Origin of the sequence: Mesonia hippocampi, from assembly GCF_014197445.1 — a bacterium.
In the GTDB taxonomy this organism is placed as follows: domain Bacteria; phylum Bacteroidota; class Bacteroidia; order Flavobacteriales; family Flavobacteriaceae; genus Mesonia; species Mesonia hippocampi.
In genome coordinates, this window is record NZ_JACIFO010000002.1 from 386,087 (window position 1) to 410,131 (window position 24,045).

At 35.4% G+C, this 24,045-nt stretch carries 21 protein-coding genes; 12 read left to right on the forward strand and 9 right to left on the reverse strand.

What is annotated here, in order from left to right:
- The 7 genes from GGR32_RS03985 to GGR32_RS04015 form a co-directional block, all read right to left on the reverse strand.
- Complete coding sequence (locus tag GGR32_RS03985) at positions 1–1,071, reverse strand: PA0069 family radical SAM protein (protein WP_183476677.1); 1,071 nt, start codon at positions 1,069–1,071, stop codon at positions 1–3.
- Between the two features lie 239 nt (positions 1,072–1,310).
- Positions 1,311–2,093, reverse strand: a complete 783-nt coding sequence (locus tag GGR32_RS03990) for an enoyl-CoA hydratase/isomerase family protein (protein ID WP_183476678.1) — start codon at positions 2,091–2,093, stop codon at positions 1,311–1,313.
- Complete coding sequence (locus GGR32_RS03995) at positions 2,090–3,508, reverse strand: sensor histidine kinase (RefSeq protein ID WP_246415166.1); 1,419 nt, start codon at positions 3,506–3,508, stop codon at positions 2,090–2,092. Before GGR32_RS03995 ends, GGR32_RS03990 begins: the two co-directional genes overlap by 4 nt.
- Positions 3,509–3,556: 48 nt before the next feature.
- On the reverse strand, positions 3,557–4,108 hold the full coding sequence (locus tag GGR32_RS04000; RefSeq protein ID WP_183476680.1) for a CopD family protein: 552 nt from the start codon (positions 4,106–4,108) through the stop codon (positions 3,557–3,559).
- 4 nt (positions 4,109–4,112) lie between these two features.
- Positions 4,113–5,480: an MATE family efflux transporter gene (locus GGR32_RS04005; RefSeq protein WP_183476682.1), complete on the reverse strand. Its 1,368-nt coding sequence runs from the start codon at positions 5,478–5,480 to the stop codon at positions 4,113–4,115.
- A gap of 6 nt (positions 5,481–5,486) precedes the next feature.
- Positions 5,487–6,512, reverse strand: a complete 1,026-nt coding sequence (hemH, locus tag GGR32_RS04010; RefSeq protein WP_183476684.1) for a ferrochelatase — start codon at positions 6,510–6,512, stop codon at positions 5,487–5,489.
- A gap of 89 nt (positions 6,513–6,601) precedes the next feature.
- On the reverse strand, positions 6,602–7,492 hold the full coding sequence (locus tag GGR32_RS04015) for a helix-turn-helix domain-containing protein (RefSeq protein WP_183476686.1): 891 nt from the start codon (positions 7,490–7,492) through the stop codon (positions 6,602–6,604).
- A 195-nt stretch (positions 7,493–7,687) separates the two neighbouring features.
- Here GGR32_RS04015 and hemA point away from each other — a divergent pair, with 195 nt between their 5' ends.
- The 12 genes from hemA to GGR32_RS04075 all read left to right on the forward strand — a co-directional run bounded on the left by hemA (position 7,688) and on the right by GGR32_RS04075 (position 20,163).
- A complete protein-coding gene (gene hemA, locus GGR32_RS04020) occupies positions 7,688–8,941 on the forward strand; it encodes a glutamyl-tRNA reductase (RefSeq protein ID WP_183476688.1) in 1,254 nt (417 codons plus the stop codon).
- Between the two features lie 8 nt (positions 8,942–8,949).
- Positions 8,950–9,870, forward strand: coding sequence for a hydroxymethylbilane synthase (gene hemC, locus GGR32_RS04025; protein ID WP_183476690.1), 921 nt, complete (start codon positions 8,950–8,952; stop codon positions 9,868–9,870).
- Between the two features lie 355 nt (positions 9,871–10,225).
- A complete protein-coding gene (locus GGR32_RS04030; protein ID WP_183476692.1) occupies positions 10,226–10,876 on the forward strand; it encodes a uroporphyrinogen-III synthase in 651 nt (216 codons plus the stop codon).
- A gap of 11 nt (positions 10,877–10,887) precedes the next feature.
- Positions 10,888–11,913: a uroporphyrinogen decarboxylase gene (hemE, locus tag GGR32_RS04035; RefSeq protein ID WP_183476694.1), complete on the forward strand. Its 1,026-nt coding sequence runs from the start codon at positions 10,888–10,890 to the stop codon at positions 11,911–11,913.
- A gap of 3 nt (positions 11,914–11,916) precedes the next feature.
- Positions 11,917–12,819 carry an oxygen-dependent coproporphyrinogen oxidase gene (gene hemF / locus GGR32_RS04040; RefSeq protein ID WP_183476696.1) on the forward strand — a complete coding sequence of 301 codons (903 nt, stop codon included), beginning with the start codon at positions 11,917–11,919 and terminating at the stop codon, positions 12,817–12,819.
- Between the two features lie 25 nt (positions 12,820–12,844).
- Positions 12,845–13,837: a porphobilinogen synthase gene (gene hemB / locus GGR32_RS04045; RefSeq protein WP_183476762.1), complete on the forward strand. Its 993-nt coding sequence runs from the start codon at positions 12,845–12,847 to the stop codon at positions 13,835–13,837.
- A 47-nt stretch (positions 13,838–13,884) separates the two neighbouring features.
- Positions 13,885–14,247, forward strand: coding sequence for a hypothetical protein (locus tag GGR32_RS04050; RefSeq protein ID WP_183476698.1), 363 nt, complete (start codon positions 13,885–13,887; stop codon positions 14,245–14,247).
- Positions 14,248–14,324: 77 nt separating this feature from the next.
- Complete coding sequence (locus GGR32_RS04055) at positions 14,325–14,777, forward strand: hypothetical protein (RefSeq protein ID WP_183476700.1); 453 nt, start codon at positions 14,325–14,327, stop codon at positions 14,775–14,777.
- A gap of 128 nt (positions 14,778–14,905) precedes the next feature.
- Positions 14,906–16,012, forward strand: coding sequence for a CNNM domain-containing protein (locus tag GGR32_RS04060; protein WP_183476702.1), 1,107 nt, complete (start codon positions 14,906–14,908; stop codon positions 16,010–16,012).
- Between the two features lie 43 nt (positions 16,013–16,055).
- On the forward strand, positions 16,056–16,769 hold the full coding sequence (locus tag GGR32_RS04065) for a 3'-5' exonuclease (RefSeq protein WP_183476704.1): 714 nt from the start codon (positions 16,056–16,058) through the stop codon (positions 16,767–16,769).
- A gap of 1 nt (position 16,770) precedes the next feature.
- On the forward strand, positions 16,771–18,459 hold the full coding sequence (locus tag GGR32_RS04070) for an ABC transporter ATP-binding protein (RefSeq protein WP_183476706.1): 1,689 nt from the start codon (positions 16,771–16,773) through the stop codon (positions 18,457–18,459).
- Positions 18,460–18,774: 315 nt separating this feature from the next.
- Positions 18,775–20,163, forward strand: coding sequence for an NAD(P)-binding domain-containing protein (locus GGR32_RS04075; RefSeq protein ID WP_183476708.1), 1,389 nt, complete (start codon positions 18,775–18,777; stop codon positions 20,161–20,163).
- Positions 20,164–20,236: 73 nt separating this feature from the next.
- Here the strand turns inward: GGR32_RS04075 and GGR32_RS04080 are convergent, their stop codons facing one another.
- Positions 20,237–21,379 carry a PepSY-associated TM helix domain-containing protein gene (locus tag GGR32_RS04080; RefSeq protein WP_183476710.1) on the reverse strand — a complete coding sequence of 381 codons (1,143 nt, stop codon included), beginning with the start codon at positions 21,377–21,379 and terminating at the stop codon, positions 20,237–20,239.
- 88 nt (positions 21,380–21,467) lie between these two features.
- A complete protein-coding gene (locus tag GGR32_RS04085) occupies positions 21,468–23,885 on the reverse strand; it encodes a TonB-dependent receptor (RefSeq protein WP_183476712.1) in 2,418 nt (805 codons plus the stop codon).
- Positions 23,886–24,045 lie beyond the last annotated feature (160 nt).

A 24,045-nucleotide genomic window follows, 5' to 3' on the forward strand; every position in this document is an offset into this window, starting at 1 on the left:
TTAGAAAAGCTTATATTGCCCTGTTTTAAATTGTTCAAACAGGTTGTTGTTTAACGGTTTTATTTCTTTATTGCTGAGGTATTTGTTTTGAGCTATTTTAAATAGGTCTGCTATTTGTTTAGCAAATACTCCATTCCCTCGCATTCGTTGTCCGTATTGCGAATTATGTAAACTTCCATTATGGCAATCTGCAATTTGGTGTAATACTTTTTCGGCTTTATTGGGCATGGTTTTTTTAATCCAATCAGAAAAAATGTCTGCAATAGCACCATTAAGCCTTACAAGGGTATACCCAACACTAGTAGCTCCTACTTCGCTTACTTTTTTTACTAGCGGAAGAATTTCGTGACTGTTTATTCCAGGAATAATAGGAGCCATCATTACATTTACAGGGATGTTAGCTTCGGTTAAAGTTTTTATGGTTTTTAAACGTAATTTAATACTTGCAGTTCGGGGTTCCAAAAGTCTTCTTGTTTCTTCGTTAAGAGATGTAACCGAAATATTTACGCGTATTAGGTTGTCTTTGGCTAAGGCTTTTAAAATATCTAAATCTCTTGTAATTAATGCATTTTTGGTAATGATAGCAACAGGATGTTTGTAGTTTAGAAACACCTGTAAGCAACTACGTGTTAAGTTAAGCTTTTTTTCTATAAGCTGGTAGCAATCGGTATTGCCAGAAAGAACAATAGGCGTAGCTTTCCAAGATTTACTGTTTATTTTGTTTTCCAGGAGTTTGGCAGCGTTTTTTTTAACTAAAATTTTTTGTTCAAAGTCTAATCCTGCGCTATATCCCCAATATTCGTGTGAGTTTCTGGCATAACAATAAATACAACCGTGTTCGCAGCCTTGGTAAGGGTTTAAGGAATAGGTCATCCCTACATCAGGGCTTTTTACTTTATTGACAATGCTTTTAGGGAAAACTTCCTGAAATTGTGTTTTATTGTTAGTAGGAGCCTCGTTTTCTTTATGGCAATAGTCTAAAAAATCGTTGTCTAGGGTGTGGGAAAGTTCAAAAAATCGGTTAGCGACATTTTTTTGAGCTCCACGACCTTTTATGTAGTTAGTGGGCATAAACTTTAGCTTATTGGATAAGCCAAATATAAACCTATTTATGGATTATTTCCTATTTAAAAGGATATAGTCCAATTTGCAAATTGCATTGTAGTTTATGAAGGGTTAGTGATAAATTTATGTATACTAAACAAAAAAGCGGTGTTATTCACCGCTTTTTTGTTGTTTTTCAGTTGTTTCGTAAAAATAAATTTTAACAAAATACCTTATAAAACATTTCTTTTTTAGAAAAAGTAAGCTTATTTATTAGGGAAGGTTGCTTTTCTTTTTTCTAAAAACGCAGAAGTTCCTTCTTTAAAATCTTCGGTGCCAAAACTTTTTCCAAACGCATCTATTTCTTTATCAAAACCATTTACACCATCTTGATAATTTGCATTAATGGCTTCGATTGCTGTGGCAATGGCAACCATCGAGTTATTCATGATTTTTTCTGCTATTTTTTGGGTGAAATTCAATAACTCTTCGGGAGTTGTAACGTGGTTTACTAAGCCATAGGTTAAGGCTTGGTTTGCATTAATCATTTTTGCGGTCATAATCATTTCCATAGCGCGGCCTTTTCCGATAAGTTGCGGTAAGCGTTGTGTGCCTCCGTAACCAGGAATTACACCAAGTGAGGTTTCTGGTAATCCTAATTTAGCGTTTTCGCTTGCGGTACGGAAATGTGCTGCCATGGCAAGCTCTAATCCGCCTCCTAAGGCAAAACCGTTTACGGCGGCTATTACGGGTTTGTTGTAGTTTGCAATAAAGTCGAATACTTCTTCCTGTCCTTTTGCGGCTAAATTTTTACCTTCTTCTACCGAGTAATCTGCAAACTCCGAAATGTCTGCTCCTGCGACAAAAGCTTTTTCACCACTTCCGGTAAGGATAATTACTTTGGTGTTTTGGTCTGTTTTTAAAGCCGTAAAGGCTTGGTGAATTTCGTGTAAGGTTTCTCGGTTTAACGCATTTAATTTTTTGGGTCTGTTTATGGTAATTTGCGTAATGTAGTTTTGGGTTTCTACTAATAAATTTTCAAATTTCATGATTGTTGTTTTTTTGGAAATTGAACGTAAAATGTTGTGTTTTTATTTTCTTCGGAAATAAACCATATTTTTCCGTGATAAGCTTCGATAATAGTTTTTATGATACCTAAACCTAAGCCCATTCCGCTAGATTTGGTAGTAAACTTTGGTTCAAATATTCGTTTTTGATATGCTGGAGAGATTCCTGTGCCGTTATCGCTAATGCAAATTTTTACTTCGGTATCATTGCTAGAAAGCTTAACTTCTATTTTAGGATTATCTTTATGCTGTGTGGCTTGACTTGCATTTTTAAGCAGGTTGGTAATAATTCTGATAAGTTGTGCACGATCGAATGTTGCGTAGATTTCTTCTTCGTTTGTTGTGAAGTTAATATAATCTTCATTAAAAATATCTACGGCAAGTTTTACCACCTCGACAATGTTGAGTAGCTCGTTTTTTTGTTCGGGCATTTGTGCAAAATTAGAAAAGGCAGAGGCAATGGCACTCATGGTATCTATTTGCTGAATTAAAGATTGGCTAAACTCTTTTACTTTTGGTTGTATGTTGGGGTCGTTTGGGTTAAACTTCCGTTCAAAGCTTTGTATGCTCAACCGCATTGGTGTTAGGGGGTTTTTAACTTCGTGAGCTACTTGTTTTGCCATTTCTCGCCAGGCTTGTTCGCGTTCGCTAGCGGCAAGTTTTGCTACACTTTCTTCAAGTTCGTCAACCATAGCGTTATAAGCTTGTAGCAGTTGAGTTATTTCTATCGAAGCGTTTTTGACATTTATTTTTTTATTGGCTTTATCTAAACGCATTTCGCTCATTTTTTTTCCTAAGGTTTTTAAGGGAAGTGTAACGTAACGAGAAAGGAAATAGGCTAAAATAACCGCAGCAAGTATTAGAAAAACATATACTTGGGCTAGCATTTTAAGGAAAGCATTAAGTTGGCGTTCTATAAAACCGTCATCTTCAATATAAGGTAAATTAAGGATGGCAAGCGGCTTAAAATATTGGTCGGTAATATAGGTGTAAGAAGAGAGATAAGAGTCTCCTTTATCTTGTAAGTGATACGTTACATAGCGTTTTTGAGGCGCGTTTTGTAGCGAATCTAATAAGGGTTTTTCTATTTGTTGGCTTAGGGTATCTCTAAAAAATGACGCCCGAGAGGTTTTTAAAAGTTTTCCGTCAAGGTTATAAATGTTTATCTCGGTGTTGTGGATGTTTTTAAGCTCATAGATTTTATCTCTAAAAATTAGCGGAATATGCTTGGTGTTTACAGGATAGGTAGTGTTGCTAATTTCGTAATCGATGCTTGCCCTTATAGAGGCTTCTTTTCGTTTAAGTTTATCTTTTTGGTATTGTATTGCCTCGTCTCTATATTGAGAAATGGTAACCGCAGCAATAAGTACAGACGCTCCTAAGATTAGCAAGATCATACTTAAGAAAATGCGTGTTCGAAGTGAGCGGAAAAACCTCATGATTTATTATTTATTAAGCTGCTTTCTTTCTCGGATACGTTTATAGAGTTTAATGCCTAACATAAGCATAACGGCCAAAACAAAAATACCAATAACGCCAAATATCCAGTTGATAGAACTTTTTAAAATTACTAAAAAAACTACTGAAAAAAGAATTAAAGTTGCGCCTTCGTTAAAAATACGCATTTTATTAGACGACCATTTTAATTGTCCTTTTTGAGAAGCGAGAAATAAAAGGTGGCATTTGCCATGATAAATAAATAATAGAAGTACAAAAGTAAGTTTTACATGCATCCAACCTTGTTGTAGCCATGCGGGTTGAAGCAAAAGTAAAACAATGGCAAAGATGCTGGCAAGAATGGCAGATGGCCAAGTGATAATGTACCAAAGGCGTTTAGTCATTACCTGTAATTGTTTTCCGATAACTTCTTTCTCTATGGGCGCTTTTTTATAGGTTTCTATTTGGTATATAAATAACCTAGGGATGTAAAATAACCCTGCAAACCAAGTGATTACAAAAATGAGGTGTAAAGCTTTTATATAATTATAATATTCCATAAGCTTAAGAATTTACAAGAACTTTCTCTTTTGTGATAAGTGTATTTTTAACTTCCCTGTTTAAAAAATAGGCGGTGATAATAGTTGCTGCGCCATCGGCAATAGGGAAAGAAACCCAAACCCCTATTTCTCCAAAAAACTTAGGAAGAATAATAACTAAAGGGATAAGGAAAAATGCCTGTCTCGTTAAGGTAAGTAACAGTGCAGGAGTAGCTTTTCCAATAGCTTGAAAGTAAGCTGCCCCGATGAGTTGTAAGGCAATAATAGGAACTACACAAAATACCCATCGCATGGCAGAAGGAGCTTTTGCTAAAATTTCGGCTTCTGAAGTGAAAACACGAGCGATACTTTCTGGGAAAATCATAATGATAAAAAAGATCGCAACCCCCATAATACTGGCGTACAGTACTGCTTTGTTGATACTTTCTCGTACACGGTCTAGTTTTTTTGCTCCATAATTATAGCCTGCAATAGGAAGAAAGCCTTGTGTTATACCAAATACAGGAAATAATGCGAACATTAACATTCGTCCGATAATGGCATAAACCGTTACCGATGATTCTCCGCCTAGTTCGTATAAAATATTGTTTAGTAGTAAATAGGTAATGCTTACAGCGGCTTGCCTAGATAAAGTAACAAAACCTAAGCTTCCAATTTCTTTTAGAATAGGGAAGTTTAGTTTAAAGTGAGGCCAGCTTATTTTTAATTCAGAATGTTTTGAGAGGAAAAAATAAAGAATATAGCTAAAACTCCAAACATAAGACAATGTGGTAGCCCATGCTGCGCCTAGCATTCCCATGTCTAGGAATTTTATAAAAACAACATCCCCAACAATGTTTCCTATAGAGGGGATAATCATGGCAATCATGGCAAATTTTGGTTTTCCTTCGGCGCGTATCACCGCATTTCCCATCATGGTTAAAGCCAGTATAGGAACTCCATACATTACTACGCGGTAATAAATTTTAGCGGCATCAAAAATATTCCCCTTTCCTCCAAAAGCAGGTATGAGCTCATCTATAAAATAGAGTCCAGCAATAACCATGCTTACGCACAGCAATAAAGTAATGCTTATTTGGTTGCCAAAGGTTTTTAGTGCTTTTTCTTTATGTTGCTCTCCTAATGCTCTAGAAATAATAGAGGCGCCCCCTATTCCGATTGCCATTCCTAAAGCAGCAATAAAAAACGAAATAGGCAATACTACATTTATTGCGGCGATAGCGGTAGAACCAATCCAATTTCCCACAAAAATCGTGTCGATAAGTATGTTTAGTGACATGACTAAAATACCAATCGAGGCAGGAACCGATTGTTGTATTAATAATTTGCTAATAGGCAGCGTACCTAATTTACTAGCGCTATCTTTTGTCATTTATGGTTATTTTTGAGGCGTAGCCACCCATTCATTAATCCATCGCGATAGGGTTTTTACCCAGTCTTCTCTGTCGTTAAGGCATGGGATTACATTAAAAGTTTGTCCGCCAACTTCTTCAAAAATTTCCTTCCCTTCCATGGCAATTTCTTCAAGTGTTTCTAAGCAATCAGAAACAAAAGCAGGGGTTACGATGGCCATGCTTTTAATTCCTTTTAGTCCAAATCTCTCTATGGTGCGGTCGGTATAAGGTTTTAGCCAAGGGTCTACGCCTAAACGAGATTGGAAAGATACACTAAATTTGTCTTCGGGAATTCCTAATTTTTGAGTAACAAGCCTTGTGGTTTCAAAGCATTGATGACGGTAGCAAAACTCATGTGCTGGGGAAGCTGTTTTACAACATTCGCCGTTTATTTTACAGTGAGATTTTGTTACATCACTTTTTCTAATATGCCTTTCGGGAACACCGTGATAACTAAATAATAAGTGCTCGTAAGGTTTGTTTTCTAAGCCTTCTTTAATGCTCTGGGCGAGTACATTTATATAATCGGGGTGGTTATAAAAAGCAGGGATGCTGGTAATGTTCATTTCTGGGAAATGAGCTTGCCTAAGTTGCTCTGCGAGGACCAAAATGGTCTCGGTGGTAGCCATAGCAAATTGTGGGTATAGCGGAATTAATAAAACTTCGGTTACTCCTTTTTGTTTAAGTTCCTCTAAGCCTGTTTTTATAGAAGGTTTTCCGTAGCGCATTGCTAAGGCTATAGGGACATCGGTAAAACGATCTATTTTTTCTTGGAGTTTTTCCGATAACACAATTAAAGGGGAACCTTCTTCCCACCAAATTTTTTGATATGCTTCTGCAGATTTTTTTGGTCGAGTGTTTAAAATAATACCACGTACAATAAAAGCTCTCAGTAACCAAGGGAGGTCAATTACGCGTTCATCCATCAAGAATTCATCCAAATACCTTTTTACATCTTTAGGTTTTGTACTGTCTGGCGAGCCAAGGTTTACTAATAAAACTCCTTTCATAGTTTAAATTTTTAGGGTAAAAGTAATGCTTTTATAATGTAAATAAAGTAATTTACGATTGGTTATTACAATTGTATTAAGTTATTTATTTATAGCGCTTGGATATATTTTTTGGGTGTGGTGCCAAACTTTTTTTTAAACGCGGCAATAAAATGGCTTGCCGTACTATAGCCTACTTTTAAGCCAACTTCGTTTACGTTGTATTTTCCTGTTTCTAGCAATTTACGGGCGTAGTCCATTTTATAATCAAATAGAAATCCAAAAACAGTATCGCCATAAATTTCTTTAAAACCTTCTTTTAGTTTTTTAAGGCTTAACCCAATTTCTTCAGATAGTTCTTGTAGCGTTGGAGGTTCTGCCATGCGTTTTAATATAATTTCTTTGGCTTGGCGTATTCGTTTTACATTGTCTTCATCTATCAAAAAAGGGCATTGCTCCACATCGGTTTCTTCTGTTCTGTTAAAGCATAAGCCTATCAACTCGTAAGCTTTACCTTTTAAATAAATCTTTTTGATAGAATTATGAAGATTGAAATTAATTATTTGACTTAAAACTACCGCCATAGAAGGTGTAATGGTTAACTCTTGGTAGTATTTTTTATGCTTGTTTTCTTCCGAAAGGAAATCTATATAATGGGCTTCTTCCGAGAATAAAGCATGTAGCTTTCCAATAGAAACAAGTACAGAAACAATCCATGTTTTTGGTTGAAGCTTTACTTGTATAGGAAGGTTTTTTGAGGGGTTGTATAACAGCAAACCTTTATCGTTTTGTAAGGGTAAACAATACCTCCCTTCGTTAAAAATAAACTCTAGGTTTCCTTTTATGCAAAAATGAAATTGTATAGCATGTTGTCCAGAGTCGTGTTGTAGGTTTATAGTGCTATCTTCTTCATTTTTATAGATTAACATTTTTAAATCATTTTCTGTATGAAGAATTTCAAAAGAACCTTTAGCGTTATTTTTATTTGTGATGTTTGACATTTTTGGCGTTATTTATTTAGAATCGTTCTAAAGTAATTTGCTTTAAAAGCCTTGTTACTGTGCGAAATTAAGCCATTTGAAGCGAAAGTGTATAACAAATTGCAAAAATAACTTGTATCGACACTAAAAGTTCCTTTGGCGTTGTTTTTTGAAAATCAATCATTATATATTTGTGCGTATATTTTTTTTGAAGTTTTGACGAACTATAATATTTCCAAATACAATACTTTTTACGCGATAGGCTTAAGCTACCAAAAGGCAGATGCAAATATTCGTGGTGATTTTAGCTTGGGACAAGCGCAACAAAAAGCACTTATCGAGGAAGCAAAACAGCAAGGGATAGACGCTATTTTGGTAACTTCTACTTGCAACCGTACCGAGATTTATGGCTTTGCAAAACACCCTTTTCAGTTAATAAAATTGCTTTGCGAGCATACAAACGGAAGCTTAGAAGTGTTTGAGAAAGCCGCCTATGTATATAAAAACCAAGAAGCAATTACGCATTTGTTTCGAGTAGGAACGGGCTTGGAAAGTCAAATTTTAGGAGACTTTGAAATTATAAGTCAATTAAAAAATGCCTTTATATTATCTAAACAGCTAAAAGCTACCAATCCTTTCTTAGAGCGTCTTATTAATAGTGTAATTCAGGCAAGTAAACGTATAAAAAACGAAACAGAAATATCTTCAGGAGCTACTTCTGTAGCTTTTGCTTCGGTACAATATATACTAAACGAAGTGGAAAATGTTGCCCAGAAAAATATATTGCTTTTTGGAACTGGGAAAATAGGAAGAAATACTTGCGAAAACCTAGTTAAACATAGTAATAACGAGCATATTACGCTTATAAATAGAACTAAAGAAAAGGCAGAAAAAGTAGCGGGTAAATTTAATCTTGTTGTTAAAGATTATATGGCTTTGGAGGAAGAAATTAACCGTACAGATATTCTTATTGTAGCTACTGGCGCACAAATGCCTACCATAACAAAAGCACAAATTAAAGCAGGAAAAAAAATGTTGATTTTAGACCTGTCTATGCCTAAAAATGTTGCAGAGGAAGTGAAAGAACTTGACGGCGTAGAAGTTGTACACCTTGATTATTTATCAACATTAACCGATGAAACGCTAGAGAAGCGTAAAGCTTATATTCCGCAAGCAGAAAACATTATTGCAGAGGTGAAATACGAGTTTCAAGCATGGCTAGAAACGCGTAAATTTGCCCCAACAATTAAGGCATTAAAAACAAAACTGCATACCATCAAAGAGGCAGAGCTTGATTTTCAGCGAAAGAAAATATTAGATTTCAATCATGAGCAAGCAGAAATTATTAGTGAACGCATTATTCAAAAAATAATGACACGCTTTGCTAATCATCTCCGAGAAGATTCAGAAAACACAAACGAAAGCATCGCACTTATTCAAAAAGTGTTTCAGCTTGAAGACATTTCATAACATTAGCAATGAGTAAAACGATTCGCATTGGTACGCGTGATAGTGAATTGGCACTATGGCAAGCCAATTATGTAAAAAATCAATTAGAAAATTTGGGAATCTCCGCAACGCTTGTTCCTGTAAAATCTTTAGGCGATTTAAACCTAGACCAGCCCTTATATCGTATGGGCATTACAGGTATTTTTACAAAAACCTTAGATGTAGCTTTACTCAATAAACAAATCGATTTAGCTGTACACTCTATGAAAGATGTGCCTACACAGTTACCTGAAGGTATTGTAGAGGCAGCTGTATTTAAACGAGCAAAAAGTGATGACATTCTGGTTTTTAAAAACAAAGCGGATAAACTTCTACAAGAAAAAACCACGATAGCCACAGGAAGCTTGCGCAGAAAAGCCCAATGGTTACATCAATACCCAGCGCATCAAGTGGTAGATTTACGAGGAAATGTAAATACACGCATGAAAAAACTGCAAGACAACCCTTGGAAAGGAGCAATTTTTGCGGCAGCAGGATTAGAGCGTATTTCCTTAACACCAGAAAGTTTTACCGTATTAGATTGGATGATTCCTGCACCAGCTCAAGGAGCAATGTTGGCGGTGGCTAGAGAAGAAGATACTTTTGTAAAAGAAACCTTAGCAACATTAATGCATCACAGTACCCGAAAATGTGTTCAGGAAGAACGAGAATTTTTACGTGTTTTAGAAGGTGGATGTACTGCACCAATAGGGGCTTTGGCAGAAATAAAAGAAGATAAATTCTTTTTTGAAGGTGCATTGTTTAGTTTAGACGGAAAAATTAAACTGCATGAAAAAGCAGAATTTCCTCTTCAGGAAGCTAGGGGAATAGGGAAGCAATTAGCCCAAAAAATATTAGCTCGCGGCGGAAAGGAACTTATCCAACAAATACATCAGCAACTTAAAGACTAATGTAATGTTAAGTAACAAGCCAACTCATATACTATTAGCACTTACAGGTTTGTTTTTAATAGTGTTTTTATTTACGAATTTTGGCTTTGAAACTTTCACTTACTATAAAAGTTACAAACTTGTAGTTTTAGCTTCTTTAGGGCTTATTTTTATAGATTTTTTTATGCAAATAAAAATAGCTGTATCGAAACCTTTTTTAAGCACCGATATGTTATTGGGTATAGATTTTTGTTTTAGGGCAAACCACTTCCCGTCAAGAAGTTTTAGGAACGTTAAAACCCTCGGTTATTTTTCAAGAAAATGATATCTTGGTAGTTTTTGGAAAGAACTCAGATATCGAAAATTATTAAAAAACATGCCAACAATTCTCATCACAACAAAGCTTAATGCATCGCAAGGATTGCTTTTGAAACAAGCTTCGGTTGCTTGGTTAGAACAAGAATTTATCCAAATAGAAACTTGTAAACTACAGGTAGAAAAACAACCAGTAGAAAATGCAATTATAACGAGTAAAAATACTGTAAAAGCATTATTAGAAAATAATATAAAACTAAAAAGTGCTTTTTGTGTTGGGCAAAAAACAAAACAAGCTTTAGAGGAACAAGGCGTAAAAGTTATCGAAAACACAGATTACGGAGCAGATTTAGCAAAATGTATAGCCGAAAACTATGCAGCATTAACATTTACTTTTTTTTGTGGCAACTTACGTCGTCCAGAATTGCCAAACACTATGAAAGCTAAACAGATAAACTTTACAGAGATGCAAGCTTATAAAACACGCTTAACCCCAAAGACGATAACTCAGCCTGTCGATGCAGTTTTGTTTTTTAGTCCTAGTGGTGTGCAAAGTTTTATAGAAAAAAACACCCTAGATAAATCCATTGCTTTTTGCATAGGAACAACTACCGCAAAGGAAGCTCAAAAACACACCAAGAATATACTATTGGCAGAAAAACCTACAATAGATAGTCTATTACAAACCACTTTAAAATATTATACAGCTTAAAATATATAGCCATGATAAAGAACGATTTATTTTTAAAAGCCTTAAGAGGGGAAACGGTAGAACGCCCACCAGTGTGGATGATGCGCCAGGCAGGACGATATTTACCTGACTTTATGAAGCTGAAAGAGAAGTACGACTTCTTTACACGTTGTCGCACCCCAGAATTGGCAACCGAAATTACCGTAATGCCTATACACCAAGTAGGGACCGATGCAGCTATATTATTTAGCGATATTCTAGTGGTGCCACAGGCAATGGGAGTTACTATAGAAATGAAACCCGATGTAGGTCCTTGGCTTCCTACACCTATTCGTAGTGAAAAGGCAGTAAATCAAGTGGTCGTACCTAATGTATATGAAGAATTGGGCTATGTATACGAAGCTATAAAAATGACAAAAGAGGCACTTAACGATGAGGTTCCTCTTATTGGTTTTGCAGGTTCTCCTTGGACCATTTTATGCTACCTAATACAAGGGCAAGGCTCTAAAAATTTCGATAAAGCAAAAGCTTTTTGTTATACAGAACCTAAAGCGGCTCATTTGTTATTACAAAAAATTACCGATACAACCATTGCTTACCTAAAAGGAAAAGTAGAAGCAGGCGTAGATGCTTTACAAGTTTTTGACTCTTGGGGAGGCATGCTATCTCCTGTAGATTATCAAGAATTTTCATGGAAATACATTCAACAAATTATAGATGCTTTAAAAGATGAAGTTCCTGTAATTGCCTTTGGAAAAGGTTGTTGGTTTGCCTTAGATGAAATGAGTAAATCTGGAGCAGCTGCCTTAGGAGTAGACTGGACTTGCTCGCCGCAAAATGCACGTTACCTTTCTGGAGGAAAAATAACCTTACAAGGAAACTTCGACCCTTCTCGATTATTATCGCCTCCAAAAGTTATTAAAAAAATGGTGCATGAAATGATAGATGCTTTCGGGAAAGATAAGTACATCGCAAATTTAGGACATGGTATATTGCCTAATATTCCTGTAGAAAATGCACAAGCTTTTGTAGATGCAGTAAAAGAATACAAGGCTTAGGGGATGAGAGAGGAATTTTACACGTATATTAAAGAATTACAAAATCGTATTTGTACAGCCCTAGAAGCTGTAGATGGAAAGGCTCATTTTCAAGAAGATTTATGGGAACGTCCTGGCGGCGGCGGCGGGAGAACACGTGTTATCCAAAACGGAAATGTTTTTGAAAAAGGAGGGGTTAATATTTCTGCAGTACATGGTCCTTTACCACCAGAAATGCAAAAATACTTTAACGTAGAAGAGGTAGATTTTTTTGCCTGCGGATTAAGCTTAGTCTTACATCCTAAAAACCCTATGGTACCTACAGTACACGCCAATTGGAGATATTTTGAAATGTATGATAAACAAGGCAATACGATAGACCAATGGTTTGGCGGCGGACAAGATTTAACACCTTATTATTTGTTTGAAGAAGACGCAGAGCATTTTCATACGATATGTAAACAAGCTTGCGATAAACACGATAAAACATTCTACCCACTATACAAACAAAAATGCGACGAGTATTTTTATAACACACACAGAAATGAAGCCCGAGGAATAGGAGGTTTATTTTTTGATTATTTAAAAGCTTCCGAAAACAGGAACATCTCAGCATGGTATAACTTTGTTACAGAAGTAGGCGATAGTTTCTTAGAAGCCTATCTTCCAATTGTAGAAAAACGTAAAAACCTATCCTACACCAGTGCACAACGAGATTGGCAAGAAATTAGAAGAGGGCGCTACGTAGAGTTTAACCTAGTGCATGATAAAGGTACTTTATTCGGGTTAAAAACCAATGGGCGTATAGAAAGTATACTCATGAGTCTTCCTCCGCATGTACAATGGCAATACGATTACCATCCAGAAAAAGGAAGTGAAGAAGAAAAATTAATAACTGTATTAAAACAACCAAAAAATTGGGTATAACCCGTTTTTAAAATATATAAAAATGATGTTTCCTTTATCAAGAAATAGAAGATTACGCAGCAGTAATGCAATTAGAAATTTAGTACAAGAAACCCTTGTTACACCAAAAGATTTTCAAGCACCTTTATTTGTAATTGAAGGAAAAAACAAAAAAGAGGAAATTCCTTCAATGCCAGGTTACTATAGGTATAGTTTAGATACCTTAAAAACAGAAGTAAAAGAGTTATGGGCAGTAGGAATTCAGTCGGTTTTACTATTTGTAAAGGTAGATAACAACTTAAAAGACAATAAGGGTACAGAAGCTTTAAATGCAGATGGGCTTATGCAACGCGCCATAAAAACAGTAAAAGAAACTGTTCCTGAAATGTTGATAATGACCGATGTTGCCCTTGATCCTTTTTCTATTTATGGGCATGATGGGATTGTAGAAAACGGAATAATTAACAACGATGCTTCGGTAGAAGTACTTGCTAGAATGGGATTATCGCACGCAGAGGCTGGAGCAGATTTTATTGCTCCAAGCGATATGATGGATGGGCGTATTCTTATCATGCGTCAATTATTAGAGCAAGAAAACTATACGGATGTTGGAATTATGAGTTACAGTGCCAAATATGCTTCGGCATTTTATGGGCCATTTCGAGACGCGTTAGATTCTGCTCCTGTAGATGCTAACGATATTCCAAAAGATAAGAAAACTTATCAAATGAATCCGGCAAATAGATTAGAAGCAATTAAGGAAACCCTACAAGATATAGAAGAAGGTGCAGATATTGTTATGGTAAAACCAGGGCTATGCTATTTGGATATCGTTAGAGATATTAAAAACGAAGTTAACATCCCTGTTTCTGTATATCAAGTAAGCGGTGAGTATGCCATGATTAAAGCAGCGGCAGAAAGAGGTTGGCTAGACCATGATGCTGTTGTTTTAGAGCAACTTACAGCAATAAAAAGAGCTGGGGCTGACATTATTTCTACATATTTTGCCAAATATGCCGCAAAACTCTTTAACGGATAGCTTTGGCATAAAATTAGCTTAGCTTTTTTTAGTAGAAAGTTTAAAAAATGAAAGCATTAATAAGAACTAAAATTTCTTACCTCATACTTGGCTACCTGGCATGCCTTACTACCTATGCGGGCATACCAAGTAATGAGTTTGTTTTTAATTCTTTCGCTTCAATAGAAGAAAAAACAGAAATTTCAACTGCTCAACAATACAAATTTCAAGCGGTTGAAATTTCTTCTTTCCAGCTTAACCTTCAAGAGTCTGAGCAAAACACATTAGGAAGTTCATGGGGAAGTAGTTTTGTCCCTTCTGTTGGTAAACAGAGGTATAAACTACAGCGAACACCTGTATTTGAAGAATTTTCTAATGAAATTCGTTTTCAAATATTAACCCATATACATCCCTATTATTTTTTCTTTTAAGCTTTTTGAAATGACTTACTAAAGGTCTGATTTTTTTGACCTTATACTACATTTTAAAAACAGAAAAAATAATATTTATGGATACCACCACCACTTTATTAGGGATAGGTTTTTTCTTACTTTTTATGTTGCCTATACTTTGGATTGTTTTAAAACAAAACAATCACACAAATTACTTAAAAAACAGTTTAAAAAACTTTGGCACAACAGAAAATTTAGAATTTTCAGAAACAGAAATTACACACCGCGCAATATTAGCCATAACAGCAAATAAGGAAGTTTTGGTTTTTGCAGCAATTGCTAATGATAAAAAAAGCAATATAGATTTCCAGAAAATACCTCTAAATAAACATGCCAAATTTACAATAGAAACCACACAAACAAAAGGCGAGGGCATAACTTATATAGCTTTAAAGAAACACGATGATAAACAGGAGTCTATTGTTTTTTATAATGACGATACCGATTTAGGTACAGATGCTTTAACTTGTTTGCAAGTGGCAAAAAAGTGGGAAAAACTTCTTAATTAAAATTTTGTTGAAAGTTCAAGGAAAATCTCCTTGAACTTTTAATTCTTAAAAAAGATTAAAAATTAAAAGCGTCATACACAAAAGGATAAATTATTTTATATCTTTCAACAAAATAATTATTTTAATAAATGACACTATTAATTGTTTACGCAATTTTATCTATCCTATTCTCATTCCTGTGCTCTGTATTAGAGGCAGCTTTACTGAGTTTTACCCCTACTTTTTTGAAAATGAAAGCAAAAGAAGGTAAAAACTATGCAACAAAACTTATTCAGTATAAAAAAGATATAGACCAACCGCTAATAGCCATTTTAACAATAAACACCATAGCCCATACCGTAGGTGCTATCTTGGTAGGGGTAGAGGCAGAAAAAACCTTCGGAAGCGGGAATAGTGCCGTAGGTATTGTTTCGGCAATTATGACATTTTTAATTTTAGTACTCTCAGAAATTATACCCAAAACCGTCGGAGCAACTTATTGGAAATCCTTAGGAGGCTTTACAGCAGCTACCTTAAAAATTATTATTTTTCCTTTAAAATATACAGGAATGTTGTGGCTATTAATGTTTACCACAAAAGCCATTGGTTCGGCTTCACACGCAACAAGCATTAGTAAAGAAGAGTTTATCGCTATGACAGAATCTGCCGAAAAAGAAGGCGTTTTTAAAGAAAGCGAAAGCACATTTATTAAAAACCTTTTACTCTTTAAATTGGTTTTAGCAAAAGATGTAATGACGCCTTTTTCTGTTGCAACCATAGAAGACGAATCTATAAGTGTGGCAGAATTTATACAAAAACATCCTAATTTAAAGTTCTCTAGAATTCCAGTGTATCATGAAAAACCAAACAACATTACCGGTTTTGTACTTAAAGATCATATTTTGGAAGAAATGATTAACGATAAAGGTAACGAGCCTATCGCTAGTCTTCGTAGGGAAACATTAATCACTTATGCCGATACCCCAATCCCCGATGTATTTGAATTTTTTGTGGCTAAACGTTCGCACATGGCAATTGTAGCCGATGAGTACGGAAATACCATAGGGTTAATTACCATGGAAGATATTATAGAAACTTTGTTAGGCTTAGAAATTATGGATGAAAGTGATAATGTTGAAGATATGCAAAATTTAGCACGCCAAAATTGGGAACGTAGGGCAAAACGCTTAGGGATTATTCCAGACTCTAGAGCAGAGCAGGCAACACCACCAGATGAAATTCCACCTATATCATAAGAAAATTATTTTTAGTACCTTTAGTAAGCTATAAATCAATATTATGCTTCATAAGATAAAACTTGAAAATATTTTGTTTCTAGACATAGAAACTGTTCCGCAGCAAGCAAATTATGACGCTTTAGACGAAACTAGCCAAAAACTTTGGGAAGCAAAAACAGCATACCAACGCAAAGAAGACTATTCGCCTGAAGCATTTTATGAACGTGCAGGAATATGGGCAGAGTTTGGTAAAATAGTATGTATTTCGGTAGGCTTTTTTAATTTTAAAGGAGAACAAAGAAGTTTTCGGGTAACAAGTTTTTATGGGGAAGAAGCACAATTGCTAAAAGAATTTAAAAACATTTTGAGCAGTTACTTTTATCGGCCTCAGCACTTGCTTTGTGCACATAACGGGAAAGAGTTTGATTTTCCCTATATAGCAAGAAGGATGCTAATACACGGAATTTCATTACCTTATAAATTAGATTTGTTTGGTAAAAAACCATGGGAAGTTCCGCATTTAGATACCTTAGAATTATGGAAATTTGGCGATTATAAACATTACACTTCTTTAAAATTGCTAACCCACGTATTGGGTATTCCCTCTCCTAAAGATGATATTGATGGGAGCCAAGTAGGAGAAGTTTATTACAAAGAAAATAATTTGGATAGAATTGTAACCTACTGTGAAAAAGATGTAATCGCTATTGCTCAAGTTGTGCTGCGGTTACGTCAAGAAGAATTATTGACTAAAGAAGAAATACGCTCGGTGTAATATGAAAAACCCATTGCTAGAAGTTAAAGACCTAACGATTTCTTTTGGAGATAAACACAACAAAAAGCAAGTGCTTCAGGAGGTAAATTTATCCCTACATGAAAATGAAATTCTTGGAGTGGTAGGAGAATCAGGTTCAGGGAAATCGTTAACCAGTTTAGCCGTAATGGGATTGCTTCCTAAAACTGCGAGAATAGAAAACGGAAGTGTAAATTTTTGTAATACAGCCGTATTTCAAATGTCTGAAAAACAACTCCAAAAGTTTCGAGGCAATGATGTTGGGATGATTTTTCAAGAACCCATGAGCTCTTTAAATCCTGCTATGCGTTGCGGAAAACAAGTAGCAGAAGTATTGTTGCAACACGCTAAAGTACCTAAAAATAAAGTAGAAGAATACTGTATCTCGTTATTTGAAAAAGTAAAATTACCAAACCCCAAAGCAATTTTTAAGGCCTATCCGCACCAATTAAGTGGTGGGCAAAAACAACGAATTATGATTGCTATGGCAATTGCCTGCAAACCAAAGTTGTTGATTGCAGATGAGCCAACAACCGCGCTAGATGTTACGGTGCAAAAAGAAATACTACAATTGCTAAAAGATATTCAGGCCGAAACAAAAATGAGTATCTTGTTTATATCGCACGATTTAGCCTTGGTTGCCGAGTTTTGCAGCCGTGTAGTTGTGATGTATAAAGGAAAAGTAGTAGAAACCAACGCTGCATCAGAAATTTTTCATCAACCACAAGAAAAATATACAAAAGCATTATTGGCGTCTAAGCCTTCCACTTCGGTTAGGCTAAAACCCTTGCCTACAGTAGAAGATTTTTTAAATAACACGGTCTCTAAACATATAGAAACTAAAGAAGAACGTAAGCAAAAACATCAACTGCTATATCAAAAACCACCACTTTTAGAAGTAAAAAACTTAGCGAAAGAATTTATTTCTAATACTGGTTTTTTTCAGAAAAAGCGCATCGTAAAAGCAGTAGATGATGTTTCGTTTAAATTATACGAGGGAGAAACATTAGGCTTGGTAGGAGAGTCTGGCTGTGGAAAATCAACTTTAGGAAATTTAATTTTACAGTTGGATAAAGCTAATAAAGGAAAAGTTTTTTACAGAGGAGAGGATATTACGTTGCTTAAAAAATCGGCAATAAGAAGATTACGAAAAGAATTACAATTAATTTTTCAAGATCCGTTTTCCTCTTTAAACCCTAGAATTCCTGTTGGTCAAGCCATAATGGAACCCATGTTGGTACATCAAATAGTAAAAAACAAAACCCAAGCAAAACAGCGTACATTGGCCTTATTAGACCGTGTAGGCTTAGATGAAAGCATGTTTAATAGATATCCTCATGAGTTTAGCGGAGGGCAACGCCAACGGATAGGGATAGCCAGAACAATAGCGGTAAACCCTAAGCTTATTGTTTGCGATGAGTCTGTATCGGCCTTAGATATTTCGGTACAAGCACAAGTGCTTAACTTGCTTAATGAGTTAAAAGAAGACTTTGGTTTTACCTATGTTTTTATATCGCACGATTTGGCTGTTGTAAAATATATGTCCGATCAGCTTTTAGTAATGAATAAAGGAAAAATAGTAGAACAGGGAGAAGCCGATAGCATTTATAAAAACCCTCAAAAAGAATATACAAAACGATTAATTTCGGCAATCCCAAAAGGAATTAATTAAACGCTTTTGTATTGAAAAAGCATTAATAAATCTACTTTGTTTACTTTTAATTCGCTGTATATAAATTTGTTGGCTCTTCTTGTTGATGCTCTTATTAGGATTAATGTTAATAATTCCCTATATTTGCAGCGGTTTTTTACAAACCAGTCTTGAAAAGTTGCCGTGCTAGGCAGTCGTACTTTTCTAAAATAAAAGTCTTTATGATGTAAGACTTTTTCCTTATGCAGTCGCAAAGTTTTTTACCAGAAGTAATTTATTAATTACACTTATTTCCTCTTGTAATAGAGTAGAAATAGGTATAAAAACTATATTAGTATGAACAAAAAACGTGTAGGTATTATTGGTGCCGGCCCTAGTGGTTTAGCACAACTTCGTGCATTTGAAGCAGCAAAGAAAAAAGGAGAAGAAGTGCCTGAAATTGTATGCTTTGAAAAACAAAGTAACTGGGGAGGTATGTGGAACTATTCCTGGAGAACTGGTGTTGGGAAGTATGGAGAGCCAATTCACGGAAGTATGTACAAATACTTATGGTCTAACGGACCAAAAGAATGTTTAGAGTTTTCAGACTACTCTTTTGATGAACATTTTAAAAAAACCATATCTTCTTACCCGCCAAGACCCGTCCTTTTCGATTATATCCAAGGGCGTATAAAAAAGGATAATGTAAGAGATTACATCCGTTTTGATACCACAGCAAGATGGGTGAGTTTTGATGACAGTACCAAAAAATTTACTTTGGTGCTAGACGATTTAAAAAATAATAAAACTTACACAGAAGAGTTTGATTATTTAGTAGTTGCATCAGGGCATTTTTCTACGCCCAATATGCCTTACTTTAAAGGAATAGAAAATTTCCCTGGAAATGTAATCCACGCACACGATTTTAGAGGAGCCGATCAGTATAAAGACCAGAACTTGTTGCTTATCGGAAGCAGCTACTCTGCTGAAGATATAGGAGTGCAATGTTATAAGCACGGAGCAAAATCGGTTACCTTAAGTTACCGAACTAATCCCATAGGCGTAAGTTGGCCAGAAGGGATAAAAGAGATGCCTTTGGTTACCCATTTTGAAGATGATATCGCTCATTTTAACAACGGAGAAACCGAAAAATACGATGCGGTAATTATGTGTACAGGTTATCAGCATAAATTTCCGTTTTTACCTAGTAAAATGCGTCTAAAAACAAAGAATAATCTATATCCTGATAATTTATATAAAGGAGTGTTTTTTAACGAGTTGCCACAATTAATATATTTAGGAATGCAAGACCAGTATTATACATTTAACATGTTTGATACCCAAGCATGGATGGCACGTGATTATATGTTAGGAAAAATTGAGTTGCCTTCTAAAGAAGAACGAAGAGCCGATATGGACACTTGGTTAAAGCGTAACGATGATTTAGGGCATGGGCATGATGCGGTAGATTTTCAGTCTGATTATATAAAGGATATCATTAAGCTTTCAGATTATCCAGCATTTAATATCGATAAGGTTGCAGTAATGTTTAAAGAGTGGTTAAGCGATAAAGAAGAAAATATTCTTACTTATAGAGATAAAACTTACCGAAGTGTTGTTACTGGAACTATGGCAGCAGAACACCATACAGAATGGATGGATGAGATGGACGACAGCAAGGAACGTTATTTAAACGAACCTGAAGAAGAAGAGCCCGAAGAAGTAAAAATGAATGTGAGAATATAAATAACACATCATAGAGATATAAAAAAATCGAAGGTTATATGTAACCTTCGATTTTTTTATTATAAGCAATAAGTTATTGTTTAGGTTTGCGCTTTTTCTTCTTTTTAAGTTTGTTTATCCAAATAATAACTCCCGTAACAGGTAAGCTAGTTGCAATAAGACAAGCTATAAAATAAATGGTTTTAGAGAACAACCCGAAAATATCCCCCATGTGTAAAGGCTTTATCAAAGCGGTGATTTTTTCATTAAGAGGTTTTTCCGCAAAAATTTCTTTACTTCTTACCTTAGCGTTTAAATCAAGCTTAAGCTGGTCGGAAATAACAGGAGATAAGCCCTCTTCATTATATTTACGAACGCTGTAAACTCCTGTTTCGTTTGGCGGGAAGGATAAGTATATTTTTCCTTGGTGAGGGAACTCTTTGTTGACCGTATCCAGAATTGTAGCAATACTTACTGGGCTTTCGTGTGGCTTTAAGTTTGAAGTGAGTTTTGTACCTCCCCCGCGATTTCCAAAAACTTTTGCGCCTAGTACATCGCTTGCAATATTTCGGTAGCCTTCAAATGACCAACATAAGCCGGTGAGCGACATGATAAGCAGGAATATACAAGTGTAAAAACCTAAAGTGTTGTGTAAATCATGGTTTATTCGTTTCCAATTTGCAGAGAATTTTATTTTAAAGCCAGGTTTAAAGCTCTTCCATTTTAGTTTTTTAGGAAACCATAATACAATTCCGGATATAGAAAGAATAATAAAAATTATGGTTGCAATCCCAACAATGGGTCTTCCTATGGGAATGTCTAATAGTAACCAACGGTGAAGCTTAAACATTGTCATGAAAAAATCATCGATAGCGGTTTTTGTGTCGGCAGTATAATCGCCCGTATATTGGTTTACATAATAAGTAGTACCTCGACGTTGTTTTGGGCTGGTTTTTACTGTAAATTGGTAAGGGGTTGTATGGGTTGTAGGAATAAGTACTCGGGTAACCTCACCTTCTTTTTCGAGTTTATCGCGAAGTTCTTCTATGGTAAGTAATTCTGTTTGTGCTGTAACAATAAAGTCTTCTTTAAAGAAAGACTTTATCTCCTTTTCAAACGTAAGGATGGTTCCGCTTAAACAAACTAAAAAAAGAATAATTCCGCTTGCTACTCCTAGCCATAGGTGTACATCGTTGATAAAAGTTCTAAAAGTATATTTTTTCTTTTTTTTTGTCATGATAAAAACCTCTTTAATAAAATCTAAAAAACCTAAAACATAGTGTTCGCTATGTTTTAGGTAATCTGAAAATGGAATAATTGCTTTTTTAGAACGAGTAAGTAACTACTCCAGCAAATGTTCTTGGATCGGTTTGATTGATATATCTTGTTCTATATGCGTTGTAACCTACTTCGTCTAATAAGTTATTCACTAAGAAACGTACTTTCCAATTTTCGTTAAACTTATACGCAGCTTGGAAGTTAACCAGTGTGTAAGCATCTACATCGAATGGTTTTTGTAGAGGAACAATTCCTTCGTGGGTTACACTTCTACTCCAGTCGTTTATAGGTCTTTTTCCCGTGTAGTAAGCACCAGCACCAAGCGATAAACCTTCTAAGCTTCTTTTAAAGCTGTAATTTACATAAAGGTTGGCTGTGTGTTTAGGCGTATTTAGTGGGGCCGAGTTATAAACGTAAGAAGTATGCTCTTTGTATTGTGCTTCGATAAACGAGTAGCCTGCAATAATTTCTAGGTTTTCTAACGGACGCCCTGTTAATTCTACTTCTACCCCTTGGCGTTGGTCGTTTCCTCCTTTTGCGTAGTATAAAATATTGGTCCAAGAGTCATCATAAACAGGCAGGTTGATGTTTTTGTTGTTTATCTTGAATAAAGTTAAGTTGAAACGTAACCTGTCGTTTAACCAAGTGGTTTTTAAACCTGCTTCTAATTGGTCGTAACGCTCATTTCCTAATTCCTCTCCATTCTCTCCTAATCGAGTTGCTGTTCTTGGGTAAGAGCTATTGGTGTAAGAAGCAAAAATATTGATGTTTTCTGTTGGCGAAATAATAAGTCCGGCTAATGGGTTAAAGGCATCGCTTGTTGTATTTTCTACACCAGACATGGTTTGGGTACTGCTGTAACGTAATCCTAAAAATGTTTTTAGATATTTATTCCAAGTAATTACATCTTGGGCTACAAATCCTAAAGATTTTGTTTCGGCAGCACTTAGGCGAGTGTTTTTTAAATCGGTGATTTTATCGTTAGGAAAAACATGGCTGTTGTTAGGGTTAAATACATCGATTACATCTCCGAAGGCTTCAAAGTCTCCATTGTTATTCATGGTTCCTCCTACGTAGCTTGCGGTGCGGTATTTTGTTCTTCTATAATCAAACCCAACTTGGAAGGTATGTTTTATGCTTCCTGTATAAATATCATCACCAATAAGGTCGAATTGTAAAACGCTGTTATCGTCAGATCTTGTAGAGGTAGAGTAAGAGCGTTTTCTTTTGTTATAGATGGTTTCTCCGTTTTCTTTTACGGTTTTTCCTAGGCCAACTCCTTTATCATCTAAATCTAATTCAGATTTATAGAAGGCAGCTTTTAAGGTAAGTTTATCGTTAAGGGCTCTGTCAAAACGTATGCTGTAACTACTGTTGGTGGTGTTTGCTTTATCGTTTTCAAAACCAAGAAAAACATCATGTGGTAAATCATAAATAGCATTGATGTTATTTGCGTTTAAATTTACTGTACCTAAGTCTGGTGTTCTGCTATCGGTAAAGTAATCCATTTCTAGGGTAACTTTTGTTTTATCATCAATTCTCCACTGTAAGGAAGGGTTAATGTAGAACCTTTCAGACGAAATGTATTTTCGGTAGCTGTCGGCACGTTCTAAAGAACCATTAATGCGGTAAGCGATTTTTTTCTTTTCATCGATAGGGCCGTAAACATCAAATGTAGGACGTACTTGCCCGTAGCTTCCTACGCGTAACGAAGCCTCTCCTCCATATTGATATTTTGGAGTTTTGGTAACAATATTAATTACGCCTCCTGGGCTTCCTAAATCTGTAGCAACTCCTTGCGTAATGGCAGCACTTCCTTTAAGTACTTGGATGTTGTCTACTCCTTGCATATCGGTAAGCAGCCCTACTCCTCTAAAATCTGAATGTACACGTACTCCATTTTTTAGAATAGGAATTCCTCTAAATCCACGAGACGACATGCTTTCTCTTTTATTACCATAGGTAGCAAATGTATATACACCAGGTACGTTTTTTGTTGCCTCGGCAATGGTAAGTGCACCTTGATCTTCGATAAGTTTTTCTCCAATTACCGAAATACTTTGAATTTGCTCGTATGGCGCAAGGGGTAATCGGGTTAAAGCCTCTATTTTATCGGGGTGTTTGTATCTGTTTCCAAACACTTCTACAGTGTTTAGTTGAGTATCTTCTGTTAGGCTAAAGTTTATGTTGGCAAAAAACTCTTTATTGATTTCTAGTGTGTTTTTTACAGTAATAAAACCTACTGTACTAACAGTAATGGTTTGATTTCCATAAGGAATATCGGTAAGAATAAATTTTCCGTCAGCATCTGCTGCTGCTCCAATTTGTAAGTTTGCTATATAAACGTTTGCAAAAGGTATGGGTTCACTTTCTGTAGTGGTTACCTGGCCTTTTATGGTAGCATATTGTTGTGCAAAGCTAATAAAGCAACTTAATAGCAATCCGAGGGTCAATAGCTTTTTCATATATAAATTTAAATTAGACTGTTTATAAATTGAGGGCAAAATTAACTCTCCTTTTCGAATCTTTAAAGCTTATTTAGATTTAATTCAAATATATTTTTTCGATGCATTTTAGGGATGTCATAACATTTAAGTATAGTTGACGTTTTTATTGTAAAGAATA

Coding starts and splice junctions, on each gene's coding strand:
- GGR32_RS03985 (WP_183476677.1), bottom strand. CDS start 1,071: ATGCCCACTAACTACATAAAAGGTCGTGGAGCTCAAAAAAATGTCGCT.
- GGR32_RS03990 (WP_183476678.1), bottom strand. CDS start 2,093: ATGAAATTTGAAAATTTATTAGTAGAAACCCAAAACTACATTACGCAA.
- GGR32_RS03995 (WP_246415166.1), bottom strand. CDS start 3,508: ATGATCTTGCTAATCTTAGGAGCGTCTGTACTTATTGCTGCGGTTACC.
- GGR32_RS04000 (WP_183476680.1), bottom strand. CDS start 4,108: ATGGAATATTATAATTATATAAAAGCTTTACACCTCATTTTTGTAATC.
- GGR32_RS04005 (WP_183476682.1), bottom strand. CDS start 5,480: ATGACAAAAGATAGCGCTAGTAAATTAGGTACGCTGCCTATTAGCAAA.
- hemH (WP_183476684.1), bottom strand. CDS start 6,512: ATGAAAGGAGTTTTATTAGTAAACCTTGGCTCGCCAGACAGTACAAAA.
- GGR32_RS04015 (WP_183476686.1), bottom strand. CDS start 7,492: ATGTCAAACATCACAAATAAAAATAACGCTAAAGGTTCTTTTGAAATT.
- hemC (WP_183476690.1), top strand. CDS start 8,950: ATGAGTAAAACGATTCGCATTGGTACGCGTGATAGTGAATTGGCACTA.
- GGR32_RS04030 (WP_183476692.1), top strand. CDS start 10,226: ATGCCAACAATTCTCATCACAACAAAGCTTAATGCATCGCAAGGATTG.
- hemE (WP_183476694.1), top strand. CDS start 10,888: ATGATAAAGAACGATTTATTTTTAAAAGCCTTAAGAGGGGAAACGGTA.
- hemF (WP_183476696.1), top strand. CDS start 11,917: ATGAGAGAGGAATTTTACACGTATATTAAAGAATTACAAAATCGTATT.
- hemB (WP_183476762.1), top strand. CDS start 12,845: ATGTTTCCTTTATCAAGAAATAGAAGATTACGCAGCAGTAATGCAATT.
- GGR32_RS04050 (WP_183476698.1), top strand. CDS start 13,885: ATGAAAGCATTAATAAGAACTAAAATTTCTTACCTCATACTTGGCTAC.
- GGR32_RS04055 (WP_183476700.1), top strand. CDS start 14,325: ATGGATACCACCACCACTTTATTAGGGATAGGTTTTTTCTTACTTTTT.
- GGR32_RS04060 (WP_183476702.1), top strand. CDS start 14,906: ATGACACTATTAATTGTTTACGCAATTTTATCTATCCTATTCTCATTC.
- GGR32_RS04065 (WP_183476704.1), top strand. CDS start 16,056: ATGCTTCATAAGATAAAACTTGAAAATATTTTGTTTCTAGACATAGAA.
- GGR32_RS04070 (WP_183476706.1), top strand. CDS start 16,771: ATGAAAAACCCATTGCTAGAAGTTAAAGACCTAACGATTTCTTTTGGA.
- GGR32_RS04075 (WP_183476708.1), top strand. CDS start 18,775: ATGAACAAAAAACGTGTAGGTATTATTGGTGCCGGCCCTAGTGGTTTA.
- GGR32_RS04080 (WP_183476710.1), bottom strand. CDS start 21,379: ATGACAAAAAAAAAGAAAAAATATACTTTTAGAACTTTTATCAACGAT.
- GGR32_RS04085 (WP_183476712.1), bottom strand. CDS start 23,885: ATGAAAAAGCTATTGACCCTCGGATTGCTATTAAGTTGCTTTATTAGC.